This window comes from Streptomyces sp. SAJ15, assembly GCF_007595705.1.
Taxonomy (GTDB): Bacteria; Actinomycetota; Actinomycetes; order Streptomycetales; family Streptomycetaceae; genus Streptomyces.
This window is the reverse complement of sequence record NZ_NISY01000009.1, coordinates 179,059-197,124: the sequence shown is the minus strand read 5'-3', so window position 1 is coordinate 197,124 and position 18,066 is coordinate 179,059. Positions and strand designations below refer to the sequence as shown.

At 74.1% G+C, this 18,066-nt stretch carries 12 protein-coding genes; 4 read left to right on the top strand and 8 right to left on the bottom strand.

The window, feature by feature from the left end:
- Positions 1 to 129 precede the first annotated feature (129 nt).
- The 7 genes from CD790_RS23235 to CD790_RS23205 form a co-directional block, all read right to left on the bottom strand.
- Positions 130 to 1,311 (bottom strand): acyl-CoA dehydrogenase family protein, encoded by a 1,182-nt coding sequence (locus tag CD790_RS23235; protein ID WP_144385247.1) that lies wholly within the window; start codon positions 1,309 to 1,311, stop codon positions 130 to 132.
- Positions 1,308 to 4,562, bottom strand: coding sequence for a non-ribosomal peptide synthetase (locus CD790_RS23230; RefSeq protein ID WP_144385246.1), 3,255 nt, complete (start codon positions 4,560 to 4,562; stop codon positions 1,308 to 1,310). Before CD790_RS23230 ends, CD790_RS23235 begins: the two co-directional genes overlap by 4 nt.
- Positions 4,563 to 4,666: 104 nt before the next feature.
- Complete coding sequence (locus CD790_RS23225) at positions 4,667 to 6,187, bottom strand: non-ribosomal peptide synthetase (protein ID WP_144385245.1); 1,521 nt, start codon at positions 6,185 to 6,187, stop codon at positions 4,667 to 4,669.
- A 188-nt stretch (positions 6,188 to 6,375) separates the two neighbouring features.
- The gene (locus CD790_RS23220) at positions 6,376 to 7,635 is read right to left on the bottom strand and encodes an MFS transporter (protein ID WP_399218095.1); all 1,260 of its coding nucleotides are present in this window, start codon (positions 7,633 to 7,635) and stop codon (positions 6,376 to 6,378) included.
- Positions 7,636 to 8,016: 381 nt separating this feature from the next.
- Positions 8,017 to 9,147 (bottom strand): M14 family metallopeptidase, encoded by a 1,131-nt coding sequence (locus CD790_RS23215; RefSeq protein WP_144385244.1) that lies wholly within the window; start codon positions 9,145 to 9,147, stop codon positions 8,017 to 8,019.
- A 3-nt stretch (positions 9,148 to 9,150) separates the two neighbouring features.
- Positions 9,151 to 9,483: a hypothetical protein gene (locus CD790_RS23210; RefSeq protein ID WP_144385243.1), complete on the bottom strand. Its 333-nt coding sequence runs from the start codon at positions 9,481 to 9,483 to the stop codon at positions 9,151 to 9,153.
- Between the two features lie 80 nt (positions 9,484 to 9,563).
- On the bottom strand, positions 9,564 to 11,117 hold the full coding sequence (locus CD790_RS23205; protein WP_144385242.1) for a S8 family serine peptidase: 1,554 nt from the start codon (positions 11,115 to 11,117) through the stop codon (positions 9,564 to 9,566).
- 296 nt (positions 11,118 to 11,413) lie between these two features.
- Between CD790_RS23205 and CD790_RS23200 the strand changes: the two genes are divergently transcribed.
- Positions 11,414 to 12,445 carry a DUF1259 domain-containing protein gene (locus CD790_RS23200; protein WP_260867804.1) on the top strand — a complete coding sequence of 344 codons (1,032 nt, stop codon included), beginning with the start codon at positions 11,414 to 11,416 and terminating at the stop codon, positions 12,443 to 12,445.
- 33 nt (positions 12,446 to 12,478) lie between these two features.
- Here CD790_RS23200 and CD790_RS23195 read toward each other — a convergent pair whose 3' ends face one another.
- Entirely contained in the window at positions 12,479 to 13,051 is a 573-nt protein-coding gene (locus CD790_RS23195; protein WP_260867803.1) for a helix-turn-helix domain-containing protein, read from the bottom strand.
- 261 nt (positions 13,052 to 13,312) lie between these two features.
- On the opposite strand from CD790_RS23195, the gene CD790_RS23190 reads away from it, so the two are divergent.
- The 3 genes from CD790_RS23190 (at position 13,313) to CD790_RS23180 (ending at position 18,021) form a co-directional block, all read left to right on the top strand.
- Positions 13,313 to 14,110 (top strand): aldolase, encoded by a 798-nt coding sequence (locus tag CD790_RS23190; RefSeq protein ID WP_144385240.1) that lies wholly within the window; start codon positions 13,313 to 13,315, stop codon positions 14,108 to 14,110.
- Positions 14,110 to 15,024, top strand: coding sequence for a dihydrodipicolinate synthase family protein (locus CD790_RS23185; RefSeq protein WP_144385239.1), 915 nt, complete (start codon positions 14,110 to 14,112; stop codon positions 15,022 to 15,024). The genes CD790_RS23190 and CD790_RS23185 overlap by 1 nt, the downstream gene beginning before the upstream one ends.
- 381 nt (positions 15,025 to 15,405) lie before the next feature.
- Positions 15,406 to 18,021 (top strand): MXAN_6230/SCO0854 family RING domain-containing protein, encoded by a 2,616-nt coding sequence (locus CD790_RS23180; protein ID WP_144385238.1) that lies wholly within the window; start codon positions 15,406 to 15,408, stop codon positions 18,019 to 18,021.
- Positions 18,022 to 18,066 lie beyond the last annotated feature (45 nt).

The window sequence follows — 18,066 nt, the reverse complement described above, 5'->3', positions numbered from 1 at the left end:
GTTCGGCCCGGGCCCACGGGCTCGGCTCATGAAGGCAGGGGCGCCCGTGTCACGGGCGCGGCCCATGTCCCTGGCGCGGGCTCAGCCGAGGCCCACGGCGCGGGCTCAGCCCAGGCCCATGGCGCGGGCTCAGCCCAGGCCCATGGCGCGCGCGATGATCACCTTCTGGATCTCCGAGGTGCCCTCGATGATCGTCATCATCCGGACGTACCGGTACAGGAACTCGAGCGGGTGGCCGCGGACCCACCCCGTCGCCCCGTGCACGCGCAGCGACCGGTCCACGATGCGGACCGCCGTCTCGGAGGAGGTCAGCTTGGCCAGCGCGGCGTTCTCCGGGACCTCCGCGCCCTCGTCCACCAACCGCGCGCACGCCATCGTCAGCAGCTTGGCCGCCTCGATCTCGGCACGGCTGGTCACCAGGTGCTCCTGCACGTGCTGGTAGGCGCCGATGCGCTCCCCGAAGGCCCGTCGCTCCCGCGCGTACTCGACCCCCAGCTCCAGGGCGTACTCGGCGAGGCCGTTGCACATGGCGGCCACCACCAGCCGGCCGCGCGAGAGGCTGTCGATGCCGTGACCGAGCGCGGCGCCGACCCCGGCCGGCCCCCCGATGACGGCCTCGGCCGGCAGTCGCACCTCGTCCAGCACCAGCTCGAACAGCTCCTCGCCGGACATGCCGTCGTAGCGCTGGCCGATCCGCATCCGGGGGTGGTCCATGTCGACGACGAACGCCGTCGGCCCGCCCGGCGCGGCGGCGTCGTCCGCGCGCGCCACGACGATGGCGAAGTCCGCGTGTCCGGCGTTGCTCACGAAGGTCTTGCGGCCCGAGAGCACCCAACCGCCGTCCGGCTGACGGGTGGCGGTGGTGGTGAGGTGGAAGGCGTCCGACCCGGCGTTCGGTTCGGTCAGCGCCAGGCAGCGGGTGGCCTCGCCCCGCACCAGCGGCTTCAGATAGCGCTCGATCTGGTCCGGGGTGCCCTGGCGCAGCAGCGGGCTCGGGCCGTCGGACCCGGCCAGCGCGTACGGGGCCAGCGGGCAGCCGCTGCGGCCTGCGGCGTGGTGCAGCTGCACCACGGCGCTGAACGGCATGCCCGCACCGCCGAGTTCCTCGGGGTGGTCGCCGGCGTAGAAGCCCAGCTTCGCCGAGCGCCGGCGGACATAGCCGCGCAGGTCGGCCGGGGGAAGGTCGCCGCTCTCGGGCAGCTCGGCCGCCAGCGGCACCAGCTCGCGGCGGACGAACGCGGTGAAGGCGTCGACGATCTCACGGTGCTCCGTCTCCAGGACGGACGACGGCGTGGTGCTGGTCAGGCTCATCGGGTCGTCTCCGTGAGGGCGCGGGCCTGGTCGGCGAGGACGGGGTTCTGGAACAGCAGCCGCAGCGGGGGACGGACGCCCAGCCGGGGCTCCAGCCACGCGGCGAGCTGGGCGGCCAGCAGGGAGTGCCCGCCGACCTGGAAGAAGTGCGAGGACGCGGAGAACCGGTCATGGCCCAGCACATCCCGCCAGCCCTCACTCAACAGCGCGAGGGCCGGGTCCGCGGGACCGCCGTCGGAGCCGTCGGCGGCCGACGCCGACCCGCCCTCCGCCGCGGAGGTGCCCTCCGCGCGTGCCTCGGCGGCGAGGCGGGTCAGCGCGCCCCGGTTCGGCTTGCCGCCCGGGAGCAGCGGCATGGTCTCCAACCGGATCCAGCGCGCGGGAACGAGCGCCGCGGGCAGCCGCGCGGACAGCGTCTTGTGCAGCAGCGCCTGGTCGGGCTCCGCGCCGCCGTCGAGGAAGCCGGTCAGGCAGGGGCCGCCGGCCGCGTCCCGGTCGAGGACCACCGCGCAGGACCGGCCGCCGAACTCGGCGGAGGCCGCGGCCTCGATCTCCTCCAGCTCGATGCGGTACCCGCGCAGCTTGATCTGGTGGTCCCGGCGGCCCAGGAACCACAGCAGGCCGTCGCGGTCCCGGTAGCCGAGGTCGCCGGTGAGGTAGACCCGCTCACCGCCGAGCGCCGGCACCGCGACGAACCGGGCCGCGGTGGCCTCGGCCGCCTCGGCGCCGCCCAGGTAGCCCCGGGCGAGCCCGGCCCCGGACACGGCGAGTTCGCCGACCGCCCCCGGTGGCAGCGGGCGCAGCCCCGTATCCAGGACGTGCACCGTCATGCCCGGCAGCTCGGTGCCCAACGGGACCTCGGTCTCCGCCTCGGCCTCGGCCGCCACGGCGGAGACCTCGTGCACGGTGGAGGTGATGGTCGCCTCGGTCACCCCGTAGGCGTTGAGCACCGTCGCGTCCGTGGCGGCCAGCACCTCCCGCAGCGCCGCGGCGGGCAGCCGCTCGCCGCCCACGACCAGCAGCCGCGGCTCCCACAGCCCGTCGGCGAGCGCCTCGCACAGCTCCTCGCGCACGGCGAGCAGATAGCTCGTGGGCAGGTTGGCGACGGTGACCCGGCGGGCCGCCAGCACGGCGATCAGCTCGGCCGCCGTCGGGACCTCGCGCTGCGGGACCACCAGGCACGCCCCCGCCAGCAGCGACGGCAGCACCTCCTCCAGGGCCACGTCGAAGGAGGGCTGGGCGAACAGCAGCACCCGGTCCCCAGGGCTCAGCGCGAACCGCCCGGCCACGGTCGTGGCGTGGTGGGCCAGCGCGGACCGGCCGACGGCGACGGCCTTCGGCAGCCCCGTGGAGCCGGAGGTGTGGATGACGTACGCGGCGCCGTCGACGCGCTCCACGGCGTCGGCGGGCGCGGCCGCGGGGAAGGCGCCGTCCGCGTCGAGCAGCGCGACCGGCACCGGCCCCTCGGCGGGGAGGGAGAGCGCGCTCTGCCGGTCGGTCAGGACCAGTGCCGGGCGCAGCCGGCGCAGCAGCGTCTCCAGCCGGTTCGTCGGGTCGTTCGGCGACAGCGGGCTGTAGACCGCCCCGGTGCGCAGACAGGCGAGCAGCGACACCACCGTGTCCACCCCGCGCGGCAGCACCGCCGCCACGGGCTGCCCGGCCCGCACGCCCGCGGCACGCAACCGCCCGGCCAACTCCTCGACCAGTCGATCGAGTTCACCATAGGTGATCTTCCGGGCGCCGCTGAGCAGGGCGACGAGACCGGACTCGGCCCGGGCGGCCGGGTCGAGGACCGCGTCGACCTCCGGCGTCGTGTCGACCTCGGCCGCCGCGTCGTTCCCCGACGCCGCGGCGGCGCCCGGGGCGGTGGCGGCGGCGCTCGCGAGGGGGGCCGCGGCGTCCCGCGGGGCGACCGGCGCGGGGGCGAGGCCGGCCAACGGCGCGGTGGGGGAGTCCAGGTAGGCGCCCAGGAGATCGAGGAAGCGCTCCGAGAGCAGCCGGGTGGCGCCCTCGTCGAACAGATCCCGGTCGTAGTCCCAGACCAGCGTCATGCCGGCGACGCCCCGGCGCGGGCCGACGGTACGGCGGTCGTCGGGGATGAGAACGAGGTCCAGGTCGAAGCGGGTCGTCCCGGTGTTGAACCCTTCGAACAGCGAGACGTCCAGCCCCGGCACCTCGATCTCCGGCAGAGCCGCGTCATGGGCGCTGAACATCACGCTGAACAGGGGGTTGTCCGCGCCCGTGGTGTGCAGGCCCAGCTCACGGGTGAGCAGCTGCACGGGCACGTCCTGGTGCGGCAGCCCGCGGATGAGGCCGTCGGTGACCTCGTCCACCGCCTCGTCGGCCCCGGCCGCCGGGTCCAGCCGCAACCGCAGCGGGATGGTGTTGACGAACATGCCGGCGGTCTGCTCGAACCCTTCCGGGCGGTTGCCCACGGCCGTGCCCACGACGAGGTCGGCGCGTCCGCTGTGGCGGCGCAGCAGTTCGGCGAAGAGCGTCAGCAGCGTCGAGAAGGGCGTGTGGCCCTGGGCGCGGCTGTGGGCGCGCAGCCGCTCGGCGAGCTCCGCGTCGATGGTCTGCCGCAGTTGGCCGCCCGCGTGCCGGCGGCGCGCCCCCGGTCGGGCGAGGCCCGGCAGCGGCAGGTCGAAGGAGGCGTCGGCCAGCTCGCGCCGCCAGTGCGCGAGGCCGGCCTCCCGGCGTGCCGCGCGGTCGTCGCCGTCGGCGGCCGCGACGTGGTCGGTGTACGAGGGGGCGGACGGCAGGGCGACCGACTCGCCGAGGACGCGCCCGCGGTAGACGGTGAACACGTCCCGGAGCAGGATGGCGAAGGAGTGCCCGTCGTGGACGAGGTGGTGCTCGACGTGGATGAGCCGGTGGTGCTCGGGGCCGAGGCGGACCAGGCACCAGCGCAGCAGCGGCGCCTCGTAGGTGTCCAGCGGCGTCTCGGCCTCGGAGCGCAGCAGCTCGGCGAAGGCGGCCTCGGGGTCCTCGGCGTCACCGAGGTCGAGCGTGCGCAGCCGGGGCGCGCAGTTCTCCCGGACCCGCTGGCCGGGCAGTCCGCTGGGGGAGTCGACGAGCTCCAGGCGCAGCCCGGGGTGTCGCTCCAGCGAGGCCGCCAGCCCGTCCCGGAGCGCGGCCTCGTCGAGGGCGCCCCGCAGATCGATGGTGGCGGTGAAGTTGTAGGCGCGGCTGCCGGGGAGCATCTGCTCGTGCAGCCAGACGATCTCCTGGGATGTGGAGAGTCCGAACATGGTCAACCTTTCCGGTCGGCAGGTCGTCGGTAGGGGTTCCGGACGCCGCGCGTCGGTCGGACGGCACGGGCCGGAGGGGCGGTGCGGCGAGTGGGCCGGTGGGCTCAGTTCGGCCGCGTCGGCGCGGCGGCCGTCAGGGGCGCCGCGGTGGTGCGGGGGTCGGAGGGATCGGGCTCGGAGGCGGGGGAGGGGGACGGTGGGGCCGCGCGGTCGTCGCGCGGCACCGGGTCGCGGCGCTCGGGAGTCCCGGCCCCGTGCTGGCCCAGCGCGGCGACCAGCGCCTCGAAGGCGTCCTCCGCGCGGTGGTCGGGGATGACCGCCCGGTCCCAGGCCATGCGGACCAGCAGGTCGGCTCCGTAGGAGACGGACACGGCGAACGGAGCCTGGAGGGGGCGCCCGTCGAGGTGGATCTCGCGCCCGACGACGCCGCCGAGCCGCAGCGGCGGCCGGCGGTGCAGGTCCTCGAAGGTGACGAGCCCGTCGAGCCGCCCCGACCAGGGCACCCGGGCCCGCCGGGCCGCGTGGACCACCTCGTCGAACGGGGCGTCGGCGTGGTCGAGGTCGTCCCACCAGGCGGAGGCGCGCTCGGTCCGGCCCAGGTCGTCGGCCGGGTGGGGGACGGTGTTGAGGAAGCAGCCGAGCACCGGCGGTGCCGCGGCCGGCCGCCCGCCCCACGGATAGCCCAGGGCCGGCACCGAACGCCGTCCGTGGAGCGTCCGCGCGGCGGAGACGCAGGCGTCGAGCACGGTGGGGAAGGCCGCGGCCCGAGCGTCGCCGTCGAGCGCCAGCCGGCGCCCCGCGGCCCCGGTGTCCGCGGCGCCGCCCGAGCCTCCTCCGGGCGCGGCCCCCTGGACCGAGGGCGGGTCCGACGGCGGTTGGAGCGCGGCCAGACGCTCGGCCCAGTATCCGAGGGAGGCCGCCGAGGACGCCCGCTCCTCGGCGGCGAGTTGGAGCCGCACGGCCTCGGCGTACGCGGACACCCCGTCGGCCAGGGTCTCGGCGGGCACGTCCCGCGGCCCGAGGCGATCGCGGTAGGCGGCGCCCAGATCCGCCATGATCTGGCCCAGCGACTGTTCGTCGCAGACCGTGTGGTCCATGACGATCGCCAGGATCTCCCGCCCCCGGCCGCCGTCGCCGGCTTCGGGTTCGACGCCGGTGCCGGAGGTTTCGGCCCCAGTGGTTTCGGCCCCGGTGGTTTCGGCGTCGGCGGCGAGGAAGAGCCGCAGCGGGGGCCCCGCCGCCGGCCAGTCGCCCAGGGCGGACAGCAGTGCGCCGGCGGCACCCTCCCCGGGGCGCGGCCGCACCCGGCGCACCTCGGCGTCGGGCGCGCCGATCACCTGGACCGGCACCCCGCGGCGCACCAGCGGGCGGGCCCGCAGCGCCGGGTGCGTGGCGGCCAGATGCCCGGCGGCCGCGTGCAGCCGCTCCGGGTCGACCGTCCCCGCCGGGAAGGTGAAGAACAGCGGGACCAGGGTGGGGCGGCCCTGCGGGTGGAGCCGCTGGGCCAGGACGAATCGCCGCTGTGCGCCGGTGACCGGCAACGGCGTGCCGTCGAAGGCGCCGGCGCCTCGATCAAGGGCCTCGAAGCGGGTGAGATAGGACGAAGTGATGCTCGTGGGCTGCACGATGACCTCCCGCGCGCCGGATGGCGCGACGGCTCGTGGACAGAAGAAGGACGCGAGGGGGGGCGAGGCGTGACACGCGTGAGGGGCGAGCGGACGGGCACCCGAATGCCGGGCGGGGGCGCTCGCGAAGCGGTGGACCGCCGAGGGGGAGAGGAGATCGTGGGAGGAGAGACGCGGCGACGGGCACCTCAGCCCGTCGCGGCGGCCGGCGCCGTCGGCAGGTCGCGCAGCCGGCGCAGCGGCGAGAGCAGGAGGGGCACCGGGACCAGCAGGATCCCGGTGGCGCAGACCCAGACGGCGGAGCGCGGCCCGGCCGTCTCGGCGATGGCGCCGCCGGCGAGGGCGCCCAGCGGCATCGTGCCCCAGACCACGAAGCGCAGGGTGGCGTTCATCCGGCCGAGCAGTTCGTCGGGGCAGAGCAGTTGCCGGAAGCTGACCTGGGCGACGTTGTAGACGACGGCGCCGAAGAAGACGACCGCGGAGCCGAGCGCGAACCAGACGGCGGCGGCGCCCCGGCCGGCCAGCGGCCACAGCAGGGCGAACGGCCCGCTGAGGACGGTCGACAGCCAGATGACGCGTGCCTGCCCGACCGCGCGGGCCAGGGCACCCGCGCACAGCGCGCCGGCCAGTCCGCCCACCGCCGAGACGGACATCATCAGCCCCATGGCACCCGGCGCGAGTTCCAGCACGCGCACCAGGAACACCGTCTGGACGGCGACGAGCATCGCGGTGAAGAAGTTGGCGACCGCGGTGGCACAGGCGATCATGCGCAGCACCGGATGCCGGAAGACGAAGGCCAGCCCCTCGAGGATCTGGGCGCGCAACGACGCCTGCGCGGCGGGCGCGGGCGCCGCCTCGCGGGTGCGGATGCCGCGCAGGAAGAGGGCGGAGGCCAGATAGCCGAGGGCGTCGGCCAGCAGGGCGAACGGCGCCCCGAGGAGCTGCACCAGACCGCCACCCAGCCCCGGGCCCGCCACCTGCGACGCCGAACGCGCGGCCTCCAGCGCACCGTTGCCCGCCACCAGCTGCTCGCGCGGCAGCAGCGTCGGCAGGTAGCTCTGGTGCGCGACGTCGAAGAAGACGGTGGCCACACCCGTCACCAGGGCGACCAGGTACAGCTGCGCCATGGTCAGGGCCCCGGCCCAGGCGGCGATCGGCAGGCTGACCATCGCCAGGGCCCGGACGACATCCGCGCGCAGCAGCACCGGCAGCCGCCGCACGCGGTCCACCCAGGCCCCCGCCACCAATCCGACCAGCAGAAACGCCGCCGTCTCGGAGGCGGTCAGCAGCCCGGCCTCCATCGGGGAGGCGTCGAGTTCGACCACGGCGACCAGCGGCAGCGCCACGAGGGTCACCTGGGCGCCGATCTGGCTCACCGCGGCGCCTGCCAGCAACAACCGGAAGTCGAGATGCCGTAAGGGGCTGCCGTCCCGAGGCTTTATTAACAACACTTGACAGACATTTGGGGATGACGCCGGGACCAGTCAAAAATGACGGATATTTTTGGTCATTTACGCCCGCGATCCGGGCAACTTCCGTCGACCGAAAAGCGAACCGCGCACACCTGTAACGTTAACGTCACCCGCAGTGATTCACGGCTCACGGGTCCTTCGGCGTCTCAAACGACTCAATCCGGCGATCTGGGGGCGGTTGCTTGATTGTCCGATAATCGGTGCCCATGGGTCGCTGAACGATCACCGCGATGGCCCTCTCGGCGGCACTCGGCGCCCGCGGCCGGGCGTCCGTGGGCGCCGGAACCACCCCCGCGAGGGCGGGTGTCGGATCCCTCCGCGAGCGCGGGGGCGACCTCCGCGAGCGCGGGGGCCGGATCACTCCGCGGTGGAGCGGCCGCTGCCCGCCAGCCCAGCGGCCCGTGTCGCGTGACCGTCGGTGATCTCCTGTGCGCCGAGCCCGAAGGCCACCAGCCCGGCCGACACCTCGCGGATCACGTGCTCGGCCTCGCTGTACGGCGGCTGGAAGCTGGAGCCGCACTCGATGGTGAACCCGAACACCTTGGTGGCGCCAGGGTTGGCGATGTGCCGGCTGAACGCGTAGTCGTCGCTGGTGCCGGAGGTGGGGTAGAGGCCGTACGCCTGCTCCACGCCGTAGTCCACCGAGCGCACCGCGAACACCGCGTCGTTGATCCGCTTCCCCAGGCGTCCGAGGATGTCGAGGTTCTGTGTGGTGAGGTACTCGCCGATGCCGTCGTTCGGCCGGCCGCGGACCCCGTCGAGGGCCGGGTTGGTGAAGTTGTCGCCGGGAGTGGTGCTCTGGTTCTGGTCGTCACCCCAGATGTGCAGGATGACCGGGACCGCGCTGTGGACGTCGATCAGCCACCGGACGCGCGGGAAGGCGTCGAGCGCCCAGCCGACGTTCTGCGTCTCGGGCTCCGAACCGGCCGAAGGGCCCCGGTACACCTGGGGGTCGCAGGGGTCGGCCGAGGTCCGGACGCCCGAGTCGGCGGCGAACTTCACCACGTGGTCCCACAGGAAATCGAAGTTCCGGTTGAGGTCGACCCCCACGCAGGAGGGGGCCGTGTGCCCGGCGGGGGCGGGCCGGCGGTTCTTCCGCCACATCCCCGCCGTGGTCTGGCTGTGCGCCCGGCCGTCGGGGTTGACGCAGGGGAAGAAGAACAGGTTGAGGGTGTCCAGCAACCCCTCGATCTGCCCCGCCGTGAACGACGACCCGCCGTAGGAGAGCCCCGTGCCGTTCGCCCGCGCCTCCAGCAGGTCGGCGGCGAGCGACACCAGCGCGTCGGGCGGCACCCATTCACGGGCGTGCACCCCGCCGAGCATCAACACGCCGTCCACCGCCTCGGCGGCGTGCGCGCCGACGCGCAGGAGCGAGGTCGTACGCCCCTCATGGGTGGGATACGGCGGGACGACGATCTCCGCCATCCCGGGGTAGGCGCCCTCCAGGCTGGTGATGGCCGATTCGATCTCGGCCACGTTGAGATACACCGCTCACTCCTTTCGTCCCAGGCCGTGCGGAACCGCCCCGCGGCGCGCGTAGCGGTCGCCGTGGCCGACCTCCCCCTTGCGGGCGGTCCAGTTCTCGGTGACGTTCTCCACCGGCATGATGGTCACGGCCGGCGCCGACCGGGCCGAGCGGGCCCGGTCGAGCTGACCCTGCTTCAGGTAGAGATCGATGCCGACGCCCTCCCCCGAGGCCCGGGCGACGGCCCGGCAGCCGACGTCGGGCCGCACCTCGTCGATGAACGCCCGGAGCTCCTCCGTGGTCCGGGCCACCACATGGCATCGCAGGACCGGCTCCTCCGCCGGAGGTTCTTCGCTCATGGTCATGTCCCTGTGTGCACTCGTCGGCGTGCTCGACTACGGGGGCGCGCCCGCCACGCCGCGGCGGTGCGCGCCGCCCGTCACACGGCCGTGGCGGCGAGCAGCACGGCTTCGCACGCGTTCACGCGCCCGAAGCCGTAGTCGTCGTTGTGCCCGGCCGGGTAGGCCACCCCGCCGATCTTGTCGGCGGAGTCGCGCATGATCGCGCGCAGCTGATCTCGGGTCAGTTCGGGGTTGACCGACAGCGCCAGCGCGGCGCAGCCCGCCGCGCACGGCGCGGCGTAGCTGGTGCCGGTGTCGGTGGCGTAGGCGTCGCCCGACTCGGTGCTGAACACGCCGACCCCGGGGGCGATCAGTTCGACCTCCGGACCCCGGGCGGCGTTGTCCTCGAGGTCCTTGCGGGTGGACCGCACCACGGCGATCACATCGGGATGCGAGACGACCTCGTCCTTCATGACATCGACGTTCCTGCCGTTGCTCGCCGCCCAGAAGATCGCCAGCCCCTTCCCCTGGCGGCCGCCCGCGGCGGCGCCCTCGAGGGCGAGCTCCAGCGTGCTGGTCAGATCCCAGTCCGCGCCGTTCGGCCCCAGGCTGCAGACGAGGACGTCCGCCCCATCCGCCGGGTCGGCCCCGGGGAGCTCCGTCGCGGGGTTCGCCGCGTAGGCCACCGCGCGGGCGAGCGTGGTCTGGGTGTCGACCTGGTCCTCCAGGCACGCCAGCAGCGTCAGCTCGCATTCGGGGGCCGCGCCGACGCCGCCGAGTCCGTTGTCGCGCCGCGCCCCGACCATGCCGGCGCAGAAGGTGCCGTGGTCGCTGTCCGGCATGTCCGCGGTGCCCTGCCGGAAGGTCGCTCCCGCCACTCCGCTGCGGTAGAAGCCGGACATCGGACCCACTCCGGCGGCGAGGTCCTCGTGCCCGGTGTCGAAGCCGGTGTCGATGACCGCGACGCGGAGGCCGGCTCCGGAGGTGCGGTCCCAGGCCGGCTCGATGTTGACGTCCGCCCCGGCGGTGCCGCCCGCGGCTCCGGTGTTGTGCCACTGCCACTGCTCCGGGTACCGGGGGTCGGTCGGGGCCGACCGCGGCGGCACATGCTCCACGAAGGAGGGCTCGGCGAAGACGAAACTCCCGTTCTCGTGCAGGGCGGTCGACGCCGCGAGCGCGTCCTCGGCCGTCGTGGTGCGCACCTCGTAGAGGTTCTCCGCGAAGGTGAGCCTGTTCACCACCTGGAGGCCGGCCGCCTCCATCTCCCGCTCCGCCTCGGCCGGCGAGAGCGAGGGGACCAGTTGGACGTTCAACAGGTCGGTGGCGATGCCGACCCTGCCGTTGGGTCGGCGGATCACCGTACCGACCGCCGTCGCCCCGGGCAGACCCTCACCGGCGGCCAGCGTCTCGCGGGCGCGCGCACTGGGGGTGATGAACTGCCAGCGGGCCCGCGCGAAGGCCGCGGTGGTCTCCTCGTCGATGTGGGCCTCGCGCAGCGCTCCACGGGCGCTCGTCCCCAGGTCCGCCCCGGGGGCGGCGGCGCCGCGGGCGTCTCCGTCGACGCGGACCGCGATCACGTCGTCCAGTTGTTCCACCTCGACCAGACGGTCACGGTGGTAGTACTGGCGCATCATGCCCACCTCACTGGTCACTGGTGCGTGGTAGTTGAAAATACGGCAAAGTGGTTGAAAAATACGGCAAATTGGGATAAATGCCTTCTCTTCCAATGTGCTCGCCGTCCAGGCCGGGGTCAACCCCGGCCCTCCGGCCCCGGACTCGGCCCCCGGCCCCGAACCCGGAACCCCGGCCCCCGGGCCTTGATCGCGCCCGGGGCGCCGCGGCCGCCGGCTACGCCCACGTCCGACCCGGTCGATCGTCGGGGTTTTCGGCCATGTCTGTCATGATTCATCCCCTCGGCGTGATCTCATCTCCTCACGGAGGTGGCCAGGTGAGCAGTGGAGACCGACAGCGGGACGCCGATGCCCGGAGGTTCGCTTCGCGGCGGTGGGTGGTGGCCGCCGCCCTGGCGCCGGTGGCCGCCGGGGCCGCGGCCGGGACGGCCCTGTCGTCCCGGGCGGACGCGGGCGAGTCGGCTGGGGCGCGCCGTCGCAAGCTGATCGAGCCCGTGCCGACGACCGAGGCCGACTGGAAGGGCGTCGCCGGCGCGTTGGGCCGGGCCGGCAACATGATGCGCGGCACCGTCTACCACACGGGCTTCCCCCGCCGGGACCTCAGCGTGGCCTCCCACGGCGTCGCCGTCGCACCGGCGCTCGCCCTCGGAACCCATGTGGGCTTCGTGCGCTACGCCGACGGCCACACCCTGATGATGGGCGACGTGGTGGTCGAGGAGGGAGAACTGCAACAGGTGACCGCGGCCCTCCAGGAGCACGGGATCGAGCAGACCGCGATCCACAAGCACCTGCTCTCCCAGGTGCCCGACGTCTGGTGGACCCATGTCCACGCCCACGGCGGCGACCCGCTGGTCCTGGCCCGCGGACTGCGCGCGGCCCTCGACCGCACCGCCACCCCGCCGCCGGTCCCCGTGGAGCCCTCCGCCCGCATGGACCTGGATCGCGAGGGGATCGACGCGGCGCTGGAGGCCAAGGGCTATGTCGAGGACGGCATCTACAAGTGCCTCTTCGTCCGGCGCGAGCAGATCACCGACAACGGCATGGTGCTGCCACCCGGGTTGGGATCGACCACGGCCTTCAACTTCCAGCCCCTGGGCGGCGGCCGCGCCGCGCTCAACGGCGACTTCGCCATGGTCGCCAAGGAGGTTCAGAGCGTCCTCAGGGCCCTGACCCAGGGCGGCGTCAACGTCGTCGAACTCCACAACCACGGCCTGACGGACGAGCCGCGTCTGTTCTTCGTCCACATCTGGGCGGTGGACGACGCCGTCGCGCTGGCCCGGGTGCTGCGCGGCGCCGTGCGGCTCACCAACGTCGTGCACGCCGGCGACCTCCCCGTCGCCGCCATGTGAGCGGATCCTTCGGGGCCTGGTGGGCGGGGCCGGTCAGGGGAGATGGGGGTGCGGGGTCTCCGGCCCGCTCCGGTCGTCGCAGACCAGCAGCAGTACGGCGGCGCGCTCGGCGCTCAGCGAGCGGACCTTGTGCGGGGCCGTGGCCCTGAAATAGACGGAGTCCCCCGGTCCGAGCTCGATCGAGCGCGAGGGGAAGAGCAGCTCGGCCCGGCCCTCGTGGACGAAGAGGAACTCCTCGCCGGGGTGGTCCCGGAACGGCACGGGGCCGGCGTCATGCGGGGGCCGCAGCATGAACGGCGTCATGCGCTTGTTGCTGGCCTGGAGCGCGATGCCCTCGTAGTGGGAGCCGACCTCCTGGTCGGGGGTGAGCGGCTGGCGCTCGTGCGCCCGGGTCACCGTGACGTCGGTGAGCTCCTCGGCGTCGGCGAAGAGGGTGTCGAGGGGGACGTCCAGGGCGCGCGCCAGCGCGGCGCTGATGGCGATGGAGGGCGTGCTCTGGCCGCGCTCGACCTTGGACAGATAGCTCTTGGTCACTCCGGCGCGCTCCGCGAGGACTTCGAGGGTCATCAGCCGTTCCTTGCGCAGCTGTCGTACCCGATTGATCACCGCGTCGTCCCTTCGTGCCAGCCCGCTGCCCCGCCGCCCCGTCGGCGGTGAGCGGTCAGGCGTGCATCCTAATACGCCCTCTTCCGGTCGTTTCCTGGCCGAACGTGGGGGAGTGGTGGCCGTGCGCCCGAGGAGGCGACCTTCCTTCAGGAAACCTTGTGTCATATAGTGATGCAAGTTTCCTGCCGGTGTGGCGCCGTGGAGCGTTGCCGCCGGCCGACGGGGTGGCCGGAGGACCGGCGCCCGGAAGTGGAGCAGACCATGGCAACGACACTGCGAGAGGCGAAGGCCGCGCTCGTCGGCCGCGCCGAGCGACAGATGCGCGAACACTTCGCCGACTCGACCCTGACCACCCGTCAGAAGCTGGCGCTGACCTGCCGCATCCTGTTCGACGGCGGTCATGACTCGGGACTCGCCGGCCAGATCACCGGCCGCGGGACGGAGCGCGGAACGTACTACACCCAGCGGCTCGGCCTCGGCTTCGACGAGATCACCGAGGACAACCTGCTGCTGGTGGACGAGGACCTGAACGTCCTGGAGGGGAAGGGCATGCCCAACCCCGCCAACCGCTTCCACTCCTGGATCTACCGTGTGCGCGAGGACGTCGACTGCGTCGTGCACACCCACTCGCTGCACACGGCCGCCCTCGCCATGCTGGAGGTCCCGCTGGAGATCTCCCAGATGGACACCACACCGCTGTACGACGACTGCGCCTTCCTGAAGGACTGGCCGGGCGTCCCGGTCGGCAACGAGGAGGGCGAGATCATCTCGGCGGCCCTCGGCGACAAGCGGGCCATCCTCCTCGCCCACCACGGGCAGCTCGTCGTCGGCCGCACCGTGGAAGAGGCGTGCAACCTGGCGATCCTCATCGAACGCGCCGCCCGGCTGCAACTCCTGGCCATGGCGGCGGGAACGATCCGACCCCTGCCGCCGGCGCTGGCGCGCGAGGCGCACGACTGGACCTCCACCGACCGCCGGAACCAGGCCAACTTCGCCTACTACGCGCGCCGCGCCCTGCGCAACCACCCCGACTGCCTGACCGAAGGGACGGCCGTGTGATGTCCGTGCCCCCGCTCGCAGGGATCATCTCCTACCCCGTCACCCCCTTCCGCCCCGACACCGGCGAACTCGACCTGCCGGCGCTGCGCGGGCTCGTCGACCGCCTCGTGGACACGGGCAGCCACGCCATCGCCCCCCTCGGCAGCACCGGCGAGAGCGCCTACCTCCGGGAGGACGAGTGGGACGCGGTCTGCGAGACCACCCTCCAGACCGTGGCCGGACGGGTGCCGACGCTCGTCGGTGTCGCGCACTGGAGCACCGAGACCACCGTGCGCCGCGCCCGCGTCGCCGCCCGCAACGGCGCCAGCGCGCTCATGGTGCTGGCCCCGACCTACTGGAAGCTGACCGACGCCGAACTCGAACGGCACTTCGCGACGGTGGCGGCCGCCACCGACCTGCCGGTGATGCTCTACAACAACCCCGGCACCAGCGGCGTCGACCTGCTGCCGCACACCATCGTCGCGATCGCGGAGAAGATCCCCAACCTCACCATGGTGAAGGAGAGTTCCGGCGACGCCGCCCGCATCCGCGCCATCCGAGAGCTGTCCGGGGATGCCCTCTCCGTCTACAACGGCAGCAACACCCTCGCCCTCGACGCGTTCCGAGCCGGTGCCGTCGGCTGGTGCACCGCCGCACCCTGTCTGCTGCCCCGATGGTGTCTGGAGCTCCACGCCGCGGAGCGCGGGGGCGCGCCGGACCGGGCCGACGCCCTGTGGGTGACCCAACTGCCCTTCCTGAGGTTCATCGTCCGTCACGGCCTGCCCCGGGCCGTGAAGGCGGGGCTCGAACTCCAGGGCCGCCCCGCCGGTCCGCCGCGACCCCCGCTGCTGCCCCTCGATCCGGGGGACCGGGAGCACCTCCGCGAGCTGCTCGAGCGGCTGGCCTCCCACCCGCTGTTGGAGAGCGCGGCCTGAGTCGAGCGTGGTAATCTCCCGCCGCGGGGCGGCTCCGCAATGTGCTTCCTTCTCACTTCTTCTCCTAAAAGAACCGAGCGCGTTCACTTCCCGCCCCGCACTCTGTCGTCCTGACGCCCCGACGGGCGCACACGACCCACTCCCCGACCACCACCCCGCGCGGTCGGACCCCGCCGACACGTCCGTCTCCCCGCACGGACAATGCGCATGCGGCCGTCCGTTCGACTTGGTACCTTGCGCGTCGCGAGCGGTCGACCGTCGGCTCCCCCCACGTGAGGCGACCACCCCACCCCTCGCCCCGCACCGCGCGGTTCGTACGGCCCGGAGCCGCCGACCTCGCGCCACCCCTCGGCGGACCGCCGGGACCAGGAAGGGAAGGCCATGACGGCAGCGACCGCCTCGACCCGTACCACCGGCGCCCGCCGCGGCCTCGCGGCCACGCTGCTCGCCCGCCGCGGCGCCGTCTACCTGCCCGCGGCCGCCGGCCCACGGCCGGACACCGCGCCCCACCCCCTCGTTGCCGCCGGGGTCACGCTGCTGGAGCTCGAACTCCTCGACCGCGGCTGGCTGACCGCCCCCGCACTGCGCCACGCCCTCACCGCGCTGGACCCCGAGACCCTGGCCGCCGAGGGCCGCGCCCTGCTCGCCGACCTCGACCACGCCCTGGGCGCGGACCGCGACCACACCCCGCTCTTCCGGAACTTCCCGGAGTCCACGCCCGCGGACACGGTGGCCTTCTACGCCGACCGCGTGCTGGCCCTCCTCCTCCAGGCCCCCGAGCAGCCCTGCGTGCTCTGCGGCGCCGAGACCACCGTCCGCGCCCTGTCGCCGTGCGCACACCTGGTGTGCGCCGCGTGCTTCGACGGCGCCGACTTCTCCGCCTGCCCCCTGTGCCACCGCCGTATCGACGCCCGGGACCCCTTTCTGCGTCCGGAGCGCACCCGCCGCCCCGCCCACCCGGACCGCGCCCTGCCGGCCCGGCTGCGCGTCCTCCACCACGGCGGCGACCACATGGTCCGGACGGCCGACGCGGGCCGCGAACTGACCACCCTGCTGGGCCGCACCGGGGCACTGAGCCCGCAGGACACCGACGACCTGCACGCCCTGCTGACCACCCGGGAGCGCACCGAACTCTCCTGGCTGCCCACCGCCATCCCGGCCCGCGAGACCAAGGCCCGCGTCCTCGCCTGGCTGCTCGCCGACCCGGCCGCGCATCCGGTGACCATCCCGGCGGCCACCGCGCTCATCGACACGGCCACCGACATCCTGCGACTGGCGGTCGCCCTCTCCGGAGGAGACGCCGGCCTGGTCGCGGTGGGTCGCTTCGGCCCGATCGCCCGCCCCCTGCGCCGGGCACTCCTGGCCGCCCTCGACCGACTCGACCCGACCCTGGCCGTCGAGGACATGCGCCGCCACCCACGGGAGTGGAAGCACCTCGCGGAGCGGCTGCACGCCTTCGAGTACGCCCGGCGCTACCCCCACGCGACCCTCGCCGTCGCGGCGCTGCGCGACATACGCCTCACCGACGACGCCCTCTCCGCCCGACTGCGCGCCACCGCCGCGCACACCCCGTCGGCCCGGGCGGACGGTGACCGGCTGCGCCTCCCGCACTGGCCCGCCCGGGTCGAGGCCGCCCTGGCCGCGGCGGACGTCGACACCGCCGTCGCGCTGCTGACCCGGCGCCCCGGACAGCTGTTGCGCCGTCTGGACCACCTGCTGCGGCTGGCGGACGAGGACGGCGTCGAGACCGTGCTGACCGCCGTGCGGGAGGTGGCCGGCCGGGTCTCCCCGGCGGTGCTGCTGTCCGCCCTCGGCGCGCTCCGCACCCGCGCCCGAAAGGGCGACGAGCGCGTCTTCTTCCCCAAGGGCGGCCGCGCGCAGACGCATATCGTCCCCGAGGAGCGGGCTCCGCTGCCGGCCGAGACGGTGACCCGCGCGGTCGACACCCTCACCGCGGAGGTGCTCCGGCGCGCCGGCACGCTGCCCCCCGTCGAACTCGCCGTCGTCGACGCCGCCCTGGACGGCCTGGTCGCGCCCTTCGCGGAGCGCACCGCCTCCCGCGCCCTGGTGACGCTGCCCCGCGGCAGCGAACTGCCCGTCCCCGCCGGCCGCACCCTGCGGCTCTTCCTCCACTGGACGGAGAGCGACACGTCCGGCGTCACCGACCTCGACCTCTCCGTCGCGCTCTTCGACGCCGCCTGGAAGTACATCGGGACCTGTGACTACACCAACCTCCGGTACGCCGACGACGCCGCCGTGCACTCCGGCGACCTCACCAGCGCCCCCGCGCCCGACGGCTCCACCGAGTTCGTCGACCTGGACCTCGACAAGCTCGCCGCGGCCGGCGTCCGCTACCTGGTCACCGTGGTCTTCTCGTACAACAGCGTGCCGTTCGACCTCCTCGGCGACGCCTTCGCCGGGCTCATGGTCCGCGACCAACCCGGCGCGACCGGCCCGGCGTTCGACCCCCGCCAGGTCGAGCAGCGCTTCGACCTGACCAGCCCGTCCAACACCAGCGTCCCCATGGTCGTCGACGTGGCCGGCGGCACCATGCGATGGCTCGACGTCGCCAGCGGCGTCACCGGCGACCACCACGCGGTGCACCGGCACGCCGACGAGCTGACGACCCTCGGCCACGGCCTCACCGGCCTGTTCACCTCCGGCGCCCGCGTCGGCCTCGGCGAGCTCGCCACCTGGCAGGCCGCGGCCCGCGCGCGCACGGTCGTCGTCCGGCACCTCGACGGATCGCGGAGCGTCTACCGACGGCGCGCCGCCGAGGACCCCGCTGCCTTCGCCGCCCGCATCGGCACACCCGCCACCGACGGGACGCCCGCCCCGGACCTCGCCACTGCCCACCTCGCCTACCTGCTGCGCGGCGACATCCCGCTGCCGCGGGGAGCCGAGGCGTACGCCCTCCACCCGGCCGACCTCGACCCGCGCACGGTCCGCCTGCTGGCCGCCTCCGACCTCGTGACGGCGCTCGCCGGCCAGACGTGAGCGACGATCGGCCGCCGCGGGACCCGGCCCGTCCCGCGACGGCCT